Consider the following 17,412-nt stretch of genomic DNA (forward strand, 5'->3'; position numbering starts at 1 on the left):
GAGCCAGGTGAGGGAACGGGGATGCCGGCGGTCGAGAACCGGCATATATGAGCACGCTGCGACGATGGTGGCAGAGCGTGCCGATATATACCCGCTCCCGAGATCCAGGGCTACGGCGCGCGTGTGGAGGTCATCGACGGGCCGGGCTCGGTCACTCTCCTGTGGCGCGGGCTCCCGGCAGCAGGATGGTGGAGAAGTCGTGATCCCCGTGACCGGCCTCGATCTCGGCATCCAGGGATGCCAGTGCGGCCTTCACGGCCGGCAGGTCGGAGCCCGGGCGCGAGGTGCGGGAGGAGCCGTCAGCGTTGTCGGAGCCGTCAGCGCTGCCGGAGCTGTCGGAGCTGTCGGAGCAGTTGGAGCCGGTGGAGGAGCCGGTGCCGGCGGCGACGGTGTCGATCATCAGCCGGGCGTCCTTGGCGATCGCATCGGCCGTGAAGTCACCGCCCTCGGTGCCGCGCTCACCGCGCACGAACGGCCCCTTCATCCCAGCGATGAACGCCAGGCCCGTCGAGCCCAGCATGTCCAGCACGTCCTCGGCCGGGGTGCCGGTGGCCTCACCGAGGGCCAGTGCCTCCCGCAGTCCCTGCGCGCTCACCGCGAGGGCCAGGTTGGCAAGCAGCTTGCCGGTGGCGGCCTTCGCGGCGCTGTCCACCCCGCGCAGCCGATCCGGATCCGCCCACGGCGCCACCAACGTCAGTACTCGATCGCGCAGAGCGCCGTCCGGGGTGCCCACGTACACGCCGAGCTTCCCTGCGCGGGCCGGGCCCAGGGTGCCGATCACGGGAACCCCCACGTAGGTGGGGACGGCCGCAGCGAACTCCTCGGCGTCAGCAGGGGAGACGGTGGTGGTATCGACCCACGGCACCCCGGCGGGGATCAGGCCGGGACCAGTGATGGTCTCCCGTACGGCATCCGGGCCGAACAGGGAGCTGACCACCACCTCAGCGCCCACGACAGCCTCACCGGGGGTGGCGGCCACCTGTGCACCGGCCTCGGCCAGGCGCTCCGTACGGGAGGCGGTGCGGTTCCACACCGTGAGCTCGTGGTCGGCGAGCAGGTGCAGGGCGAGCTCGGTGCCCATGCGGCCGGTTCCCAGAAACGCGATTCTCATGCCCCGAGTCTCTCACCAGCACCGACACCTGGCCACTGCGGCGGATGCGGCGGATGCGGCGGTGCACCCGGTGTCGGCGGCTGTCCACAGGGGTGTCGCGCCCCAGGCCCGCCGTGCACAATGGGGGTCATGTCTCCCACGATCAGCCGCCGTCGTGCCCTCACCGCCGCCGCTGCTGCAGGCCTCGGTCTTCCCGCAGGCGCCGCCCACGCCGCAGCATCCGGCCCCGCCCCGGCCGCCCAGCCCGGTGCTGGACCGGCAGGCCGTGGTCGCTCCACCAACGTGCGGTTCGCGACGTTCAACGCCTCGCTGAACCGTGCTGTGGAGGGCGGTCTGCTCGCCGATCTGGAGACGGGCCAGGACCCGCAGATCCGCGCGGTGGCCGAGGTCATCCAGATCAACAACCCCGATGTGCTGCTGATCAACGAGTTCGACTACGACGCCGAGCACCGTGCGGTGGACCTGTTCCGCCGCAACTACCTCGAGGTGGGTCAGAACGGGCGCACCCCTGTGTACTACCACTACGCGTACACCGCACCGGTGAACACCGGTGTTCCCAGCGGCCTGGACCTGAACCGGGACGGCACCGTGGGCGGCCCGGACGACGCGTGGGGCTTCGGCCTGTTCCCGGGCCAGTACGGCATGGTCGTGCTCTCCCGCTACCCGATCCTCACCCGCGAGGTCCGCACCTTCCAGGACCTGCTGTGGTCCTCCATGCCCGGCAACCTGATCCCGGAGAGCTACTACGGCACCGAGATCGCCGCCCAGCTGCGACTGAGCTCCAAGTCCCACTGGGACGTGCCGATCCAGATCGGCTCCAAGAAGGTGCATTTGCTGGCCGCCCACCCCACCCCGCCCAGCTTCGACGGCCCTGAGGACCGCAACGGGCGCCGCAACCACGACGAGATCCGCCTGTGGGCGGACTACCTGCGCCCCGGCAAGGCCTCCCGGTGGATCGTGGACGACTCCGGCACCACTGGTGGTCTGCAGCCCAGCGAGTCCTTCGTGATCGCCGGTGACTACAACTCCGACCCCACGGACGGCGACTCCTGGCCCGGCGCGATCGACCAGCTGCTGAAGCACCCCCGGGTGCGGGACACCAAGCCTGCCAGCGCCGGAGCGGTGGAGGCCGCGCAGGCCCAGGGTGGCGCCAACAGCGACCACAAGGGCGATCCCCGCTACGACACGGCGGACTTCTCCGACGTGCCCGGCCCCGGCAACATCCGCGTGGACTACGTGCTGCCGTCCAAGGACCTCCAGGCGGTGGCCTCGGCCGTGTACTGGCCGAAGGCGGGCGAGGCCGGCAGCGAGCTCACCGGCACCTACCCCTTCCCCACCTCCGACCACCGCTTGGTGCGCGTGGACCTCCAGATCCGGGGCCTGTGACGTGAACGCTTCGACGCAGCGCGAGTCCGTGCGCATCGGCGGCCTGCCCCCGGTGATCGACGTCGCTGAACTGCATGAGCTGCTGGGCGGCGCTGTCCAGGCCGGTACCGACGCACCCGTGCGCCTGGTGGACGTGCGTTGGGCGCTGGACGGCTCCAAGGGACACCACACCTACCTCGCAGGGCACCTGCCCGGCGCGGTGTACATCGACCTGCCCACCGCACTGGCCGCTCACGCCCAGGAAGGCCGCGGCCGCCACCCGCTCCCCGAGCCGGAGGACTTCGCCGCCTCCCTGCAGGCGGCCGGCATCGACGAGGGCACGATCGTGGTGGCCTACGACGACACCGACGGCTCCCAGGCTTCCCGCCTGGTGTGGATGCTGCGCGCCCTCGGGCACCCCGCCGCACTCCTGGACGGTGGCCTCTCCGCCTGGGACGGAGACCGGGAGACCGATGATGTGCGCCCCGAGCCCGGCACCGTCCCCGCCCGGCCCTGGCCCGACACCGCGATCGCCACCATCGACGAGGTGGCCACCGGGGACGCCCTGGTGATCGACGCCCGCGCCCCCGAGCGCTACCGCGGCGAGACGGAACCGGTGGACCCCCGTGCCGGCCACGTACCCGGCGCGATCAACCTGCCGTTCTCCCAGAACACCGACGAGGCGGGCCGCTTCCTGGACGCCGAGCAGCTGAGGGAGCGCTTCGCCGCCGCCGGAGTGCGACCGGACGAGAACGTGATCGTGTACTGCGGCTCCGGGGTCACCGCCACCCATGACGTGCTGGCCCTGCAGCGCGCAGGCTACGAGGGCGTGCGCCTGTTCCCCGGCTCCTGGTACCAGTGGAGCGCCGATACGACCCGCGAGGTCGCCACCGGCCCGAACCCCTGAGGCCCGGTAGCCCGAGACACCCGGAGCCCGGTAGCCCGAGACGACCGGAGGCCCGGGGCCGGACCTCGCGCCAGCTCACGCCGAGGGCGGTCAGTCCGCCGGCCCCAGCGCCCTGATCGCCTCGACGATGCGGCGGTGATACCTGCGCTGCTCGGCCGGGTCGATCGCGGCGGCCCCGCCCAGTGTGTCGGCTCCGCCCGGTGCGTCGGGCCCGCCCACCGCACTGTCCTCGCCCGTCGCCGTGTCCCCGCCCGTCGCGCCCCCTGCACCGTCCGTGCCCAGTACCGCGGCCCAGATCGGTACGAGCTCCTCGTGGTAGGCGTGGCCGTGACCGGCAGTGACCTTGATCGACAGCGGCATGTCCGCCGCGATCTGCCAGAACGTGATCCACGGGAACCAGCGGATCGCCGGGGTGACGTCGTGCCCCACGCGTTCACGCAGCCAGGCCGGCTCCTCCCACAGCAGGGACGGCTCCCACCACGCCACCGGGTCCGAGGGGTGCTGGGCGTACACGATGCGCGGTGACTGCCACGGCTCGTACAGACCGCCCCAGTAGTCCTGATGCAGCTCGCGAGGCCGCGTCACCACCCGCACATGGCGACCGTTGTCCAGGATCGGGGCGATCGCGGGGGAGCCGGGCCGGCTCTTCGCGACCAGCTCCCGCCAGATCGGGGTGAAGCCGGGGGTGCCGCTCCACACGGCGCCGTCCACCCGGGCCAGCATGTCCGGCAGGTCCCGGAACGCGGCGTGCCCACCGAAGGACCCCAGCGACTCCCCGGCCACGAACAGGCGGGGGCGCTGCGTGCGCGGCATGCGCTCCAGGCGCCGGCTCACCGCGTGGAACAGCTGGTGACCGGCCTGCTGGGGACCGCGACGGTCCAGGATGTAGTTCAGGGCGCTGGTGTACACCGAGTACTGCAGGGACGCGGTGGCGCAGTTGCCGCCGGTGAGGAACTCGATCGCCGACAGCGACCATTCCTGCAGCCAGCCGGTGCCGGTCCCGGTGAACAGCACCAGCACCTCGCGGTCCCAGGCACCGGTGCGGTCCAGCTCCGCCAGCACAGCGTCCACCGCCTCATCCAGGCTGCGGGTGGAGGACTTCCCCGCGTACACCCGGATCGGCTCCATCGCCGGGGCACCGGTGGTCTCGGAGATCAGTCGGGCGTCGGCCCCGAAGGAGACGATGCGACGGCCCTGCGCACCGAGGGCCGTCCATTCCTCCAGCGAGTCGCGGCTGCCGGAGCGCAACGGCGAGGTGGGCGGGGCGATGTCCGGGGAGATCCACAGGTTGGTGGCCTCGGCGCGCTCGATGGCGCGCTCCAGGATCCTTCCGCGCACCACCCGCTCGGCCACCAGGGCCACCGTGGCCACGGTGAGCAGCAGGGAGGTCACCCCGACCACACGCGGTGGCAGGTAGGGGCGCAGCAGTGCCCGGTACATCCGGGCGGTCGCGAGCACCGCGCGGGCCGTCAGCAGCGCGCCGATGCTCGCTCCCACCCCGGCGACGGTGCCCACCACGTGGGTGGCGAGGTTCTTGGGCTCCTGCTCCACCAGATGGCTGATCTCCCGCTGCCGCAGCACCCCGCGCACCCAGGAGTACGCGGTGATCCCCGTCAGCGCCGCCCCGCCCAGCAGGCGGGCCCGGCGCCTGCGCTCCGCAGTGATGTGGACCTCCAGGCCCAGTGCCCGGGTGCCACGCGCCAGCAGATGCGCGGTGAGGGCCCCGGTGGCGTACCCGTAGATCTGGGAGAAGCCGAAGTTCGTTGTCCACATCCACCAGGTGCGCGGCAGCAGGCTGGGGGATGTCGCGATCCAGGAGGCGGCCGAGGCCCCCAGGAACCCGCCGGTGTCCAGCGGGGCGCGCAGGGCCGTGCGTCTGACCTGCTGTCCTGTGATGCGGCCGGCGCCGCGCAGCACCGAGGCGACACCCCTGGCAGCGTGTCCGATCCCTGTGACGGCTGTACCGAGGCCGAGAACCATGGCCGCAGGCTATCTGACCTGATCCGCCACGCCAGAGGCGCGACGTAGCCTGGACGCATGAAGATCCTGCTGCCCGACACCACTGATCTGGACCCCGACCTGCCCGAGGGCTGGGAGGCCGTCACCATCGACGCCCGCGCCGAGATCCCCACCGAGCACCACGACGCCCAGGTGCTGGTGGTGTGGGGCGCCTCCCGTCGCCACCTCGCCTCCGCGGTGGAGAACCTGCACGACCTGCGGCTGGTGCAGTCCCTCGCCGCCGGCGTGGACGGCATCCTCGAAGCCGGTTTCGCCGATGACGTGCAGATCGCCACCGGTGCCGGCCTGCACTCCCTCACCGTCTCCGAGCACACGCTGGGCCTGCTGCTGTCGATCCTGCGGCGCCTGCCCGAGGCCAGGGACGCCCAGGAGCGCCACGAATGGTCCGACGAGCTCGGCGGCATGCAGCCGCTGAATCCGGAGGGCCGGATGACCTCCCTGGTCGGGGCTCGGGTGCTGATCTGGGGCTTCGGCCAGATCGGGCAGACCCTCGCCCCGGTGCTGGCGGCCCTGGGTGCCGAGGTGCGCGGCGCGGCCCGCAGCGCCGGGGAGCGCGCCGGCTTCGAGGTGCTGGCCGATGACGACGTGCTCAAGGCCCTGCCCGAGGTGGACATCCTGATCGACATCCTGCCCGGCGGGGAGGCCACCCGCGGCATGATCGACGCCGAGGTGCTGGCGGCCCTGCCCGACCACGCCGTACTGATCAATGTGGGCCGCGGCACCACCGTGGACCAGCAGGCGCTGCGGGAGGCCCTCGAGGGCGGGACGCTCGGGGCCGCCGCCCTGGATGTCACCGACCCGGAGCCGTTGCCGGCAGAGGACCCGCTGTGGGATGCACCGCGCCTGCTCATCACCCCGCATGCCGCCGGTGGACGCCCCGTGGGGGCCGATGAGCGCATCCGTGAGAACCTGCTGGCACTGGACGGCGACGGAGAGGTGGTGCAGCTCGCCGACCGCTGATACAGGGCGGGGAACGACAAGGGCCGGACCCGGCGGTGATGCCGGGTCCGGCCCTTCCTCATGCGCTGGATGCGCTCGTGGATCAGCGGCGGAACGGGTTCCTGCTGCGTCGGGGCTGCTCGCCCTCCGCGACAGGCCCGGTCTGCTCCGAGGTGGTGGCCGCATGCTCGTCGAGCCGTGCCGAGACCTGCTCCTGGACCCGGGCATCGACCTGCGAGGCGAGGTCCGCGCTCACGCGGTCGCTCACGGTGCCGGTGAGCTGGTCGGAGTAGCGCTCCACGAACTCCCGCTGACGTATGCGCAGCTCCAGGCGCTGGATGATCTTCACCTCGCGCGACAGGGCGATCCAGGTGGAGATGCACATGCCGATCATCACCACGGAGAACGGCAGGGCGCTCAGCAGTGCCAGGGCCTGCAGCCCGGTCATCCCCGCGCTCTCGGCGCCGGAGGCGGAGCCGGCCCAGATCAGGGCGGCGGCGATGAGACCGGAGGCCGAGGCCCAGAAGATGCGGGTCAGGCGCGGCGGGTTCGGGTCACCGCGGTGGGCGATCATGTCCATCACGAAGGCACCGGAGTCGGCACTGGTGATGAAGAAGATCGTCACCAGCACGATCGCGATGCCGGAGAGCACCGTGCCCAACGGCAGGGTGGACAGGGTGTCGAACAGGGCGGTGTTCGCATCGATGGTGCCGTCCTCACCGGTGAAGTCCACGCCCTCGAACAGGCTCTTGTACAGGGCGGTGCCACCCATCACGGTGAACCAGATGATGGTGACCAGGGTGGGGACCAGCAGCACACCGGTGATGAACTCGCGCACGGTGCGGCCGCGGGAGATGCGGGCGATGAACACGCCCACGAACGGCGACCAGGACATCCACCAGCCCCAGTAGTAGGTGGTCCAGCCGGAGATCCAGCTGGCCCCCTCATCGCCCATGAACGGCAGGGTCTGGAAGGAGAGCTCGAGGAAGTGCTGCAGGTAGTAGCCGATGTTCTGGACCACGTCGCGGAGCAGGAACAGGGTGGGGCCCAGGATCAGCACGGCGACCAGCAGCAGCGCCGCCAGTCCCAGGTTGAGGTTGGACAGCAGCTTGATGCCCTTGTCCACCCCGGAAGCGGCGGAGATGGTGGCCAGCGCGGTCACGCTCAGCACGATGACCACCTGCACACCGGCGGAGTTGGGCAGCAGCCCCAGGTGGTCCAGGCCCGCAGCGATCTGGTTGACGCCGAAGCCCAGTGAGGTGGCGATGCCGAACAGGGTGCCCACCAGGGCGATGATGTCGATCAGGTCGCCGATCCAGGTGTCGGTGCGCTTGCCCAGGATCGGCTCCAGCGCCCAGCGGATGGAGACGGGGCGGCGGCGACGGTGCACGGAGTAGGCGATCGCCAGGCCCACCACCACGTAGATGGCCCAGGCGTGCAGGCCCCAGTGCAGGAAGGTCTGACCCATGGCGCGCTGCGCGCGGGCCGGGGCGTCCAGGTGGGCGGCGTTCGGCGGGATCCCACCCTCGGAGGCGAAGAAGGTCAGCGGCTCCGCTGCGCCCCAGAACACCAGCCCGATGCCCATGCCGGCGGCGAAGAGCATCGCGAACCAGGACAGCAGGCCGTACTCGGGCTCGTCGTCGTCGCGGCCCAGCTTGATGCTGCCCAGGCGGCTCACGGCCACCACGATCGAGAACACCACGAAGCCGGTCACCAGCAGCACGTAGTACCAGCCGATGGAGTCCACCACGGTGGAGTTCAGGGTGGAAATGACATCGGAGAACACCGTGGGCAGGAACAGCGCGAACAGGATCGCGATGGCCACCACCGCGGCGGTGACGCCGAACACCCCCTTGGCGAGGGAGTACTGCTGCGGCCGACGGTTCTGTGAATCGTCCACGGGGTCACGGGGCTGGACAGGGGGCGGGGTGGCAGTCGAGGCCGACACGATCACTCGTTCCGGTGGAGGGGCAGGGAAAAGCCCCGGGCTCGCAGGTCGAGGCACATCTGCGGGTCACGAGGCTCGCCAGCACCTTACGGGGTCACCCACGCGCTAGTGCAGGCCCAGGAGGATCCGCCCCTGAGTCGTGCGAGCCCCTGGTGGGGGGAGAAACTGCAGGGTGGGGGGAGAAACTGCAGGTCAACCCGAGAAGTCTACTGAACGGCGAGTAACTAACGGGACCGGGGCCGGGGTTGTCAGTTTCACACGAAGGATGCGCGGTGGCTCACGCTGCCGCAGGCAGTTGCACGGCGAACTGCTCGACAACGCGGGCGGAGATCTCCGCCACCAGGTCCAGTTCGAGGTGGAACTGCTGATCGGCAGCGGGACCGCACAGGTCCGAGACCGCGCGCAGCGCCACGAAGGGCACCCCGAGCGAGGCAGCGGTGCGTGCGGTGGCGGTGGTTTCCATGTCGGCGCTGAGTGCGCCGGGGAACCGCTCCCGCATCGGCTGGGCCAGGGGGGCGGTCACGAACGCATCACCGGAGAGCATCAGCCCACGGCGCACCGCAGTGGCGCCGTCGACCGAGCCGAGGGCGGCTTGCTCGGCGGCGTCGGCCCAGCTCTTGTCGGCCTCGAAACGGGCGGGGGAACCGGGCACCTGGCCGGGCTCGTAGCCGAAGGCGGTGGCGTCGGCGATGGACCAGGTGAAGGCATCGCCCACGATTAGGGTCCCCACCTCCACGTCGGCAGCGAGACCGCCGCAGGAGCCGGCTGCGACCACGCCGGCGGGACGGTGCTCGAGGATTGCCCAGGTGGCGGCGGTGCTCGCCGCAGCGATCCCGATCCCGCTGGTGACGACCACGGTGGGTCGGCCTGCGAGGGTGCCGCGCACCGCCCGTACCTCGCGCATCCCGGCCTCGGTGACGAAAGGGCTGAAGGGGGTCGCGAGCTGCTCGGCGCCCTGCAGGCGGGCCTCGAGCGGGGCCGCCTCCTCCGGCATAGCGACCAGGACCAGGAGCGGGGCGGGGGAGGGCGTCGTCATGCAGGCAGGCTACCCGCCCAGGCGCTGGGCACCGGCGGCGCACGTGGCGGGTCCGGGCGCGCCCAGGGCGGGGAGAGGCCGGTTCGCTAGGCTGGCCGCGTACGACACCCCTCGACGAGGCGACCTGCGCGGTCGCGGCTAGGAGTCAGCAATGGGACGCATCCGAGACGCCGTGGTGGTGGGAGCCCGCACCGTGCGCCGGGTGCCGATCCCCTCGGCCGTGACCAACCATGCGCTGCGCGAGGCACGCCGGGCACTGCCGCCCGGCGCAGTGCAGAAGCGCCACGCGGTGGACGTGGAGATGATCGGCCGCACCCGCTGCGTGTGGCTGGACGCCCACCGCCGTGACCGTGGCCTGATCGTGCACCTGCACGGCGGCGCGTACGTGTCCGGCCCGTTCCCCAGTGACTGGACCTGGCTGTCCAAGCAGGCCGACGGCCTGGACTGCGCCGCTCTGATGGTGGACTACCGCACCGCCCCGGACCACACCCACCCCGTCGCCCGCGAGGACTCCGAGGGCGTCCTGCACGCCCTCGCCGCCGACGGGCGCCTCACCGCCGGCCCATGGGTGCTCAGCGGTCAGCACGCCGGTGGCGGACTGGCCTTCGCCATCGCCCGGCGCCTGCGCGAGCAGGACGAGATCCCCGCGCCTGCGGCACTGATCACCATGTCACCGTGGCTGGACCTGGAGCTGGCCAACGCCGGCATCACCGAGACCGATCAGGTGGACCCGGTGCACGAGCGGCGGATGCTGCGCGAAGCGGCCCGCGCCTACGCCGGCCGCACGCCTCTGGATGATCCTGACCTCTCCCCGATCAACGCGAGCCTGGAGGGCCTGCCTCCCGTGCACCTGAGCGTGGGCACGCGGGACCTGTTCCTCTCCGACGTGCGCGTGGCCAAGCTGCAGCTGGAGGAGAACGGTCTGTCGGTGACCTACCGGGAGATCAACGGCCGTCTGGGCCTGCAGCTGGTGCAGCGCCGCGGCGAGGACCTCGAGCGCCTGCACCGCGAGCAGGGCGAGCTGATCGCCCGCGCGCTGACCCCGCCCCGCAGCTGAGGACTGCCCTCGCCCCGGCACTGAGGGAAGGCCCTCCCGTCACCCCTCGACGATGACGAGCTCCGCGCCGAGCGCGGGCACCTCGCACTCGCGGGAGGGGACCATCCGCAGGATCCCGGCGACCAGAAACGCCTGCCCCAGCGCGTAGGTGAGCATCACCCACACGGTGCTCAGCAGGATCGCGGCCCCGGGTAGGAACCAATCCATCGCCAGCAGTGAGCTGGACAGCAGGAACAGCGTCCCACCCATCCAGGTGAGGCCGTTGCCGCCGGAGGAAAGGAACGCCATCGCCGCCAGCACGATCGCGTACAGCGCCACCAGCGGCATCATCTCGCCGGCGCCGTCGGCGCAGGCCACGAACAGGCCGATCACCACACCGGCGTAGGGGATCGCCAGCGCCAGGCGCAGGGGATCGCGGTTGCGCGCCCAGAGCGGTGCCAGGGCCACGCAGTACAGCACCAGGGCCATCAGGAACATCACCACGGCACCCGGCCGCAGAGCGTCGGGGAGGAACGGTGGCAGCGTGTCACCGAGCCACGCGAAGAACAGCCCCGCGATGATCAGTGCGACGGTGCGGTTCCGCAGCGGGGCCGAGACCAGGATGATCGCCATCAGCAGCAGCGCGAACATCGGCTGGGTGACGCGCTGGACCATCCCCCCGCCTGCGAGCAGGGATCCCAGATGGACCAGGACCACCAGGGCATAGATCCCCCACAGCACGAACTGGGGGACGCGTCTCGGGGGCACCCAGCAAGATTATGAAAGCCCGTTGCCGGATATAAGGCCGAATCCCGTCCGGCCGGGGCACGTTTGGGTAACGGTGGGACACGATCCGGTCACGCCCGGGGGGACGCGGGCCCCTCGGGGCGCGCCAGGAGCGGCCCGGCAGGCTCTCACATCTGCTGCGGGGCGTTCACTCCGAGGGCTGCGAGACCATCGACCAGCACCCGCTCGGTGAGCTGGGTCAGCGCCAGGCGCCCCACCCGGACCTGCGGGTCCTCCTCCTTGAGGATGGGGGAGGCCTCGTAGAACGAGGTGAAGGCCTGTGCGGTGGCGAACAGGTACGCGCACAGGCGGTGCGGCTCGTAGCTGGCCCCCACCTGCGCGAGCGTGGGACCGAACTCGAGCAGCTGCAGCGCCAGGGCGCGCTCGGCGTCGTTGACCACGTGCGGGGTGACACCGGTGGCATCGACGCCCTGCTCGGCGGCTCGACGGCCGATCGAACGGATCCGCGCCACCGCGTACTGCAGGTACGGGGCGGTGTTGCCGGTCAGCGCCAGCATCCGGTCCAGGTCGAACACGTAGTCCGAGTCGTGCGCGGTGGAGAGGTCCGCGTACTTCACGCCGCCGATGCCGATGTCGTGGGCGATCGAGGCGCGCTGGTCCTCGGGCAGGTCCGGGCGCAGCTCGTCGATCACGCCGCGGGCCTTGGCCACCGCTTCTTCCAGCAGCGCCATCAGGCGCAGGGAGGAGCCGGAGCGGGTGCGCAGGATCTTTCCGTCCTCGCCGAGCACGGAGCCGATCTTCACGTGGGTGGCCTCAACGGTCTCCGGCAGCCAGCCCGCCTCGCGTGCGGTCTGGAAGATCATCTTGAAGTGCAGCTCCTGGGCGGTGCCCACCACGTACCCGATACGGTCGGCTCCCAGGGTCTGCACCCGGTGGCGGATCGCGGCCAGATCGGTGGTGGCGTAGCCGTAGCCGCCGTCGGACTTGCGGATGATCAGTGGCAGCGGCTGCTCGTCACGCCCCGTGAAGCCCTCGGGGAACACGCACAGAGCCCCGTCGGAGATGCGGGCGATGCCGGCCTCCTCGAGGTCGCGGCACACCGCCTCCAGCAGGTCGTTGTAGGTGGACTCCCCGGCGAGGTCCGCGTCGGTGAGGGTCACGTCCAGCTCGTCGTAGATGCGGTGGAAGTACTGCTTGGACAGTCCCACCAGGCGCTGCCAGATCTCCAGGGACTGCGCATCACCGGACTGCAGGGTCGCCACACGGCGGCGGGCCCGGGCGGCGAAGGAGTCCTCGCCGGCGCCCTGATCGCCGTCGGTGGCATCGAACTTCTGGCGTGCCGCCTGGTAGAAGGCATTGGGGTCGGTCAGCAGCAGGCCGGCCTCCTCCGAGTCCTCGCCCACCTCCAGCAGGTGCTCGATCAGCATCCCGAACGGGGTGCCCCAGTCGCCGATGTGGTTCTGGCGGATCACGGTGTGGCCCAGCGACTCCAGGGTGCGGGCCAGGGCATCGCCCACCACGGTGGTGCGCAGGTGCCCCACGTGCATCTCCTTGGCCACGTTGGGGGCGGAGTAGTCCAGCACCACGGTGCGGGGGGTCTGCTCGGGTGTGCCCAGGCGGGAGTCCTGCGCCAGCTCGGCGGCCTGCGCGGCGATCCAGTCGGTGCGCAGGCGGATGTTCAGGAAACCGGGGCCGGCGATCTCCAACGGCTCGGCCACGTCGTCCAGCTGCACGGCCTCCACGATCTCGGCGGCGATGTCGCGCGGCTTCTTGCCCAGTCGCTTGGCCAGGCCCATCGCAGCGTTGCACTGGAAGTCGGCGAACTGGGAGGGGCGGATCAGCGGGTCGGCCTCGGCGTACTCGGCTCCGAAGGCGGAGGTGAAGGCGGACTGGAAGCGCTGGGTCAGCACGATCTCGGGAGCAGGCATGGACTCAGGGTAATCCGGTGCTGAACCGGTGAGGGCCTCGGCGGGGCGTGAGATCCGTCGACCGCGGTGGGGAACCAGTGCAGATCCGGGGGCTTTCCTCCTGGTGGTTCGTCAGGACCGGTCTCTAGGCTTAGGGCATGCGCTTCTTCATCACCCTGGTCCTCAACCTCATCTGGCTGTTCACCGCCGGCATCCCCCTGTTCCTGGGGTACCTGCTGGCAGGCGTGATCGCCTGCATCTTCATCGTCACCATCCCCTTCGGTGTGGCCTCCTTCCGCCTCGCGGGCTTCGTGCTGTGGCCCTTCGGTCGCGAGGTGATCGTCACCGGTCGCGGTGGCGCCCTCAGCGGCGTGGGCAACGTGGTGTGGTTCCTCGTGGCCGGGCTGTGGCTGGCCATCGGCCACGTCGTCACCGCCGTCGCCCAGGCCGTCACCATCATCGGGATCCCGCTGGCGTGGGCGAACATCAAGCTGATCCCGGTGACCTGTTTCCCCTTCGGCAAGGAGGTCGTGGACTCCAGCTCGCAGCGCGCGAAGATGTTCCCCACCGCCGGCTGAGCGCTACACCCCGCCCCGAGTGGCCGGAACCGGGGCGGCCGGGCCCGGTCCGAATGGTCCCGGCCCGGCGCAGAGCACGCCAGGATCACGCCCGGCCCCCGGCGCGCCACGGCGGGCTCCCACGGGCGGCTCTCCTAGACTCGTCACGGCAGGTCGACCGGAGGAAGAGGGCTGTATGGCGGGGGAGCGCGAGCGAGGCACGGCAGGGGACGCCGACTGGATCTTCGCATCCGACGACCCCCACACCCTGCCCACCGAGCAGCTGCCCGACCGTGCCGCCTTCGACAGGTACGCGGCCCCGCTGCTGGAGCGCAAGCGCGCCGAACGGGCCCAGGCGCTGCAGGCGCAGCTCGCCGAGGACGCCGAACGCGCCGGCAATGACTCCGCCAGGCCGAGTGCGGAACAGGCGGGCACCCCCGGGAGCCCCACGGCCGTGCGCTCACCGCTGACCCCGAGTTCTGCTGCACCCCCGTGGCCCACCGGTGAGCCCCGCCAGGGAACTGCGCGCAGACTGGTCGACTGGGACCTGGACACCGAGGACCGCGAGGCCCCCGGCCAGGGACGCCCCGGGGAGGCCGTGCTGCCCTCCCGCACGACCAGCTACGCCCGCTCCGGCACCACCCCCAACGTCGAGGACCGCGCCAGCGGGATCGAGATGCCCGAGCGGTTCCGCGAGCTCGGGGTGTTCGACGCCCTGCGCGACCTTCTCGCCCTGGTATGCCTGGTCACCGCGCTCACCACCACCTTCACTTTCGCCTCGGTGCCGATCCTCGACACCCTGGGCAAGGTCTCGATCGGCATCGGCCTGGCGGCGCTGATCGCCGTGCACCTGCTGCGCTGGATCCCAGCGCAGCCGCCCCTGAACGTGGTGCGGATGGTGCGGGTGGTCGGTCTGCTGCCGGCCCTGCTCACCGCACTGATCGTGGTGGTCGCCGACCTCGCCGCCTCCCTGCCCGTGCTGTTCTCCTCCCTGCCCGATGGGCCCCCGGTGGGCATCGGGGTGGGGGTGCCGCTGCTGCTCCTGGGCGCGATCGTCGGCATGGAGCCGCGCGCCCACGAGGGCTACCTCCCGCACCTGGTGGCACGCAACCGGGCACGACTGGTGGTCCTCGGCATCGGCGTGGCCGCCGCCGCGGCCCTGCTGCTGGCCCTCGTGATGATCGTGGGCCGCCTGTTCACCACCGGCTGGGGCTTCTCACTGCGGGCCTTCGCCGACGCCCTGATCTCCGCCCTGCTGCTGGGGATCGTGTTCGGTGCCGTGTGGCGCAAGGACCGCTCCTGGATCGTGTTCTCCATCGCCGCGGTGGCAGGCCTGGTGATGTGCGCCCTGGCCGACAACACCCTGCGCCTCCAGTTCGCCGCCCCGCTCAGCTTCGCCACCGGCTTCGTGTACCTGCCGGCCCTGTTCGCAGCGTTCGGACTGATGATCTCCCGTTCCTTCGTGCGCACGATCCCGATCTCGTTCCGTCGCGTGGACTGGCTGGTGTACACCGTGCGGGCCTTCGAGTTCAGCGTGCTCATGCACGGTGCGGCCGTGATCTGGCACGTGCTGGCCGCGATCGCCTCGCCCACGGGCGTGACCCCCGGTGGGCCTGTGCTGCACCTGCTGGACGCCGTGGTGTGCGCCTGCTTCGTGGCCGTGTCCCTGTTCGCCCGCAAGGCGCTGCTGGAGCGTCGTGCGGAGGTGGCCCGCGCCAGCGGCGTCATCGCCGGCAGTCTGCTGGTGGTGGTCGGATTCCTGGACACCATCGTGAACTCCGTGGCCACCGGCGCCGGCGCCGGGCTGCTCACCGGTGGTGTGGCCATCGCCGTCGGCATCGCCACTGCGCTGATGCTCACCGTCCCCGCCCCGGTGCGCGACGAGTTCGGCGCACCGGACCTCGGCAAGATGTTCGCCGACTTCCGCCTGCGCGACACCCGCCGCGACTCCCTCCTGGACCAGGTGCCCGACGTCAACGCCGAGCGCGCCCGCAAGAAGGCCTTCCCCGGCGGCTGAGCCGCCCCGACCAGCCCCCGACACCTGCCCGGCCTCCTCCCGGCCTCCTCCCGGCCACCCCCTCTACTCCCACCAGGCACCACCCCGATCCCCACCCCGCTCACACCCCTGGAGAGCCATGCCGCTCTGGACCCTGCACGGCAACGGCCGCACCGTCGCCCCCGCCGCCATCGTCAAGCCCGAGGAGCGCCTGGCCTGGCCGGTGACCATCGGCATCGGCGCCCAGCACGTGATCGCCATGTTCGGTGCCACCTTCCTGGTGCCCCTGCTCACCGGGTTCCCGCCCTCGACCACCCTGCTGTTCAGCGGCATCGGCACGCTGATGTTCCTGCTGATCACCCGCAACCGGGTGCCCAGCTACCTGGGCTCCTCCTTCGCGTTCATCGCGCCGATCGTGGCCTCCACCGAGGCCGATTCCATGGGCGCGGCCCTGGGCGGGGTGATGGTCACCGGCATCCTGCTGGCGCTGCTGGGTCTGCTGGTGGCCCGCATCGGCACCGCCTGGATCGGCCGCCTGATGCCACCGGTGGTGATGGGCTCGATCGTGGCGCTGATCGGCTTCAACCTGGCCCCCACCGCGTACGGGAACTTCAAGGAATCCGCCGTCACCGCCACCATCACCCTGTTCGCGGTGGTGCTGTGCACCGCCCTGTTCAAGGGGCTGCTGGGCCGTGTCTCGGTGTTGGTGGGCGTCCTGATCGGCTACCTGGTGGCCGTGCTGCGCGGAGAGGTCGACTTCACGCCGGTGGCGGAGGCCTCCTGGCTGGGCCTGCCCGAGTTCCACCACCCCGAGTTCAACCTCGCGCTGCTGCCGATGTTCCTGCCGGTGATCCTGGTGCTGCTGGCCGAGAACGTGGGTCATGTGACCAGCGTGGGCCTGATGACCGGTCGTAACCTCGACCACATGGTGGGCCGCACCCTGTTCGCCGACGGCGCTGCCACCGCGCTGTCCGCTGGGTTCGGCGGCTCACCCACCACCACCTACGGCGAGAACATCGGCGTCATGAGCGCCACCCGCGTGTACTCCACCGCCGCCTACTGGGTGGCCGGGATCGTCGCGATCGGCCTGTCCCTGTCCCCGAAGGTGGGCGCGGCGATCTTCACCATCCCGCCCGGTGTGCTGGGCGGCGTCACCTTCGTGCTGTACGGCCTGATCGGCATCATCGGCGTGCGCATGTGGGTGGACGGCAAGGTCGACTTCTCCAAGCCGAAGAACCAGTTCACCGCGGGCGTGGCCCTGGTGGTGGGCATCGCCAACGTGACCTGGGAGATCGAGGGCATCCAGCTCACCGGTATCGCGCTGGGCACCCTGGCGGCACTGGGGATCTACCATCTGATGGACAGCCTGGGCCATCTGACCGGCACCGACACCGAGCCGGGCGGCCCGCACGCGCGGTGAGGCAGCCAGTGGGGTCTCACCTTTGATGAGCTTTATCTGGTCGGCAATCAACGCGGGGTTCTGCTCCGCTACAGCGGCGAGAGTGGCGAGGAGCCAGCAGTTGCCGAACGAGTTGCCCTGCACAACCGTTCTCGGATCGAACTCATCGATGGTCTCGAGGTCGACACCGATTGATCGTGAACGAACGGTGTTGGGATCTTCGAATCCACCCAGAGAGCCCGGTGTGGCGTCCCCAGAAGCCCCGCAGAGCTGGCGAAGGACTTCATCCAGAGAGTCGGACTCTTGAGCGCGGCGGAGATGATCCTGCAGCGACCGCATCGAGAACGTCGCCGAGGTGGAGTCGGGTTCGCTGGCCCGGTGAATATTCGCCTCGCTGGGGTCCGCTGATCGAGGGTTCGGGTGCCACGTCGCTGCCGTAGCGGTG

The 17,412-nt window shown here is 70.9% G+C and carries 13 protein-coding genes; 7 read left to right on the plus strand and 6 right to left on the minus strand.

Features of this window, described 5'->3' with window-relative positions:
* Window positions 1-151: 151 nt before the first annotated feature.
* A complete protein-coding gene (locus JOD52_RS01555) occupies window positions 152-1,111 on the minus strand; it encodes an NAD(P)-dependent oxidoreductase (protein ID WP_204408587.1) in 960 nt (319 codons plus the stop codon).
* A 129-nt stretch (window positions 1,112-1,240) separates the two neighbouring features.
* Here JOD52_RS01555 and JOD52_RS01560 point away from each other — a divergent pair, with 129 nt between their 5' ends.
* Both JOD52_RS01560 and JOD52_RS01565 read left to right on the plus strand, forming a co-directional pair.
* The gene (locus JOD52_RS01560; protein ID WP_204408588.1) at window positions 1,241-2,497 is read left to right on the plus strand and encodes an endonuclease/exonuclease/phosphatase family protein; all 1,257 of its coding nucleotides are present in this window, start codon (window positions 1,241-1,243) and stop codon (window positions 2,495-2,497) included.
* Between the two features lies 1 nt (window position 2,498).
* Window positions 2,499-3,383, plus strand: coding sequence for a rhodanese-like domain-containing protein (locus JOD52_RS01565; protein ID WP_204408589.1), 885 nt, complete (start codon window positions 2,499-2,501; stop codon window positions 3,381-3,383).
* A gap of 90 nt (window positions 3,384-3,473) precedes the next feature.
* Here the strand turns inward: JOD52_RS01565 and JOD52_RS17390 are convergent, their stop codons facing one another.
* Window positions 3,474-5,363, minus strand: a complete 1,890-nt coding sequence (locus JOD52_RS17390) for an alpha/beta hydrolase (RefSeq protein ID WP_275579065.1) — start codon at window positions 5,361-5,363, stop codon at window positions 3,474-3,476.
* Window positions 5,364-5,420: 57 nt separating this feature from the next.
* On the opposite strand from JOD52_RS17390, the gene JOD52_RS01575 reads away from it, so the two are divergent.
* Complete coding sequence (locus tag JOD52_RS01575) at window positions 5,421-6,362, plus strand: NAD(P)-dependent oxidoreductase (protein WP_204408590.1); 942 nt, start codon at window positions 5,421-5,423, stop codon at window positions 6,360-6,362.
* Between the two features lie 82 nt (window positions 6,363-6,444).
* On the opposite strand, the gene JOD52_RS01580 is transcribed toward JOD52_RS01575, so the two are convergent.
* Together JOD52_RS01580 and mtnN are read right to left on the minus strand one after the other, a co-directional pair.
* On the minus strand, window positions 6,445-8,241 hold the full coding sequence (locus JOD52_RS01580; RefSeq protein ID WP_259843247.1) for a BCCT family transporter: 1,797 nt from the start codon (window positions 8,239-8,241) through the stop codon (window positions 6,445-6,447).
* A 325-nt stretch (window positions 8,242-8,566) separates the two neighbouring features.
* A complete protein-coding gene (gene mtnN, locus JOD52_RS01585) occupies window positions 8,567-9,325 on the minus strand; it encodes a 5'-methylthioadenosine/S-adenosylhomocysteine nucleosidase (RefSeq protein ID WP_204408592.1) in 759 nt (252 codons plus the stop codon).
* A gap of 151 nt (window positions 9,326-9,476) precedes the next feature.
* Here mtnN and JOD52_RS01590 point away from each other — a divergent pair, with 151 nt between their 5' ends.
* Window positions 9,477-10,382 carry an alpha/beta hydrolase fold domain-containing protein gene (locus tag JOD52_RS01590; protein ID WP_204408593.1) on the plus strand — a complete coding sequence of 302 codons (906 nt, stop codon included), beginning with the start codon at window positions 9,477-9,479 and terminating at the stop codon, window positions 10,380-10,382.
* Between the two features lie 39 nt (window positions 10,383-10,421).
* On the opposite strand, the gene JOD52_RS01595 is transcribed toward JOD52_RS01590, so the two are convergent.
* Window positions 10,422-11,129 (minus strand): lysoplasmalogenase family protein, encoded by a 708-nt coding sequence (locus tag JOD52_RS01595; protein WP_237738762.1) that lies wholly within the window; start codon window positions 11,127-11,129, stop codon window positions 10,422-10,424.
* A 146-nt stretch (window positions 11,130-11,275) separates the two neighbouring features.
* The gene (argS, locus tag JOD52_RS01600) at window positions 11,276-13,036 is read right to left on the minus strand and encodes an arginine--tRNA ligase (protein ID WP_204408594.1); all 1,761 of its coding nucleotides are present in this window, start codon (window positions 13,034-13,036) and stop codon (window positions 11,276-11,278) included.
* 137 nt (window positions 13,037-13,173) lie between these two features.
* Here argS and JOD52_RS01605 point away from each other — a divergent pair, with 137 nt between their 5' ends.
* The 3 genes from JOD52_RS01605 (at window position 13,174) to JOD52_RS01615 (ending at window position 16,988) form a co-directional block, all read left to right on the plus strand.
* A complete protein-coding gene (locus JOD52_RS01605; protein WP_017824930.1) occupies window positions 13,174-13,593 on the plus strand; it encodes a YccF domain-containing protein in 420 nt (139 codons plus the stop codon).
* 175 nt (window positions 13,594-13,768) lie between these two features.
* Complete coding sequence (locus JOD52_RS01610) at window positions 13,769-15,589, plus strand: DUF7937 domain-containing protein (RefSeq protein ID WP_204408595.1); 1,821 nt, start codon at window positions 13,769-13,771, stop codon at window positions 15,587-15,589.
* A 118-nt stretch (window positions 15,590-15,707) separates the two neighbouring features.
* Complete coding sequence (locus JOD52_RS01615; RefSeq protein ID WP_204408596.1) at window positions 15,708-16,988, plus strand: uracil-xanthine permease family protein; 1,281 nt, start codon at window positions 15,708-15,710, stop codon at window positions 16,986-16,988.
* Window positions 16,989-17,412 lie beyond the last annotated feature (424 nt).

It is taken from the genome of Brachybacterium muris (assembly GCF_016907455.1).
In the GTDB taxonomy this organism is placed as follows: domain Bacteria; phylum Actinomycetota; class Actinomycetes; order Actinomycetales; family Dermabacteraceae; genus Brachybacterium; species Brachybacterium muris.

Coding starts and splice junctions, on each gene's coding strand:
- JOD52_RS01555 (WP_204408587.1), bottom strand. CDS start 1,111: ATGAGAATCGCGTTTCTGGGAACCGGCCGCATGGGCACCGAGCTCGCC.
- JOD52_RS01560 (WP_204408588.1), top strand. CDS start 1,241: ATGTCTCCCACGATCAGCCGCCGTCGTGCCCTCACCGCCGCCGCTGCT.
- JOD52_RS17390 (WP_275579065.1), bottom strand. CDS start 5,363: ATGGTTCTCGGCCTCGGTACAGCCGTCACAGGGATCGGACACGCTGCC.
- JOD52_RS01575 (WP_204408590.1), top strand. CDS start 5,421: ATGAAGATCCTGCTGCCCGACACCACTGATCTGGACCCCGACCTGCCC.
- mtnN (WP_204408592.1), bottom strand. CDS start 9,325: ATGACGACGCCCTCCCCCGCCCCGCTCCTGGTCCTGGTCGCTATGCCG.
- JOD52_RS01590 (WP_204408593.1), top strand. CDS start 9,477: ATGGGACGCATCCGAGACGCCGTGGTGGTGGGAGCCCGCACCGTGCGC.
- argS (WP_204408594.1), bottom strand. CDS start 13,036: ATGCCTGCTCCCGAGATCGTGCTGACCCAGCGCTTCCAGTCCGCCTTC.
- JOD52_RS01605 (WP_017824930.1), top strand. CDS start 13,174: ATGCGCTTCTTCATCACCCTGGTCCTCAACCTCATCTGGCTGTTCACC.
- JOD52_RS01610 (WP_204408595.1), top strand. CDS start 13,769: ATGGCGGGGGAGCGCGAGCGAGGCACGGCAGGGGACGCCGACTGGATC.
- JOD52_RS01615 (WP_204408596.1), top strand. CDS start 15,708: ATGCCGCTCTGGACCCTGCACGGCAACGGCCGCACCGTCGCCCCCGCC.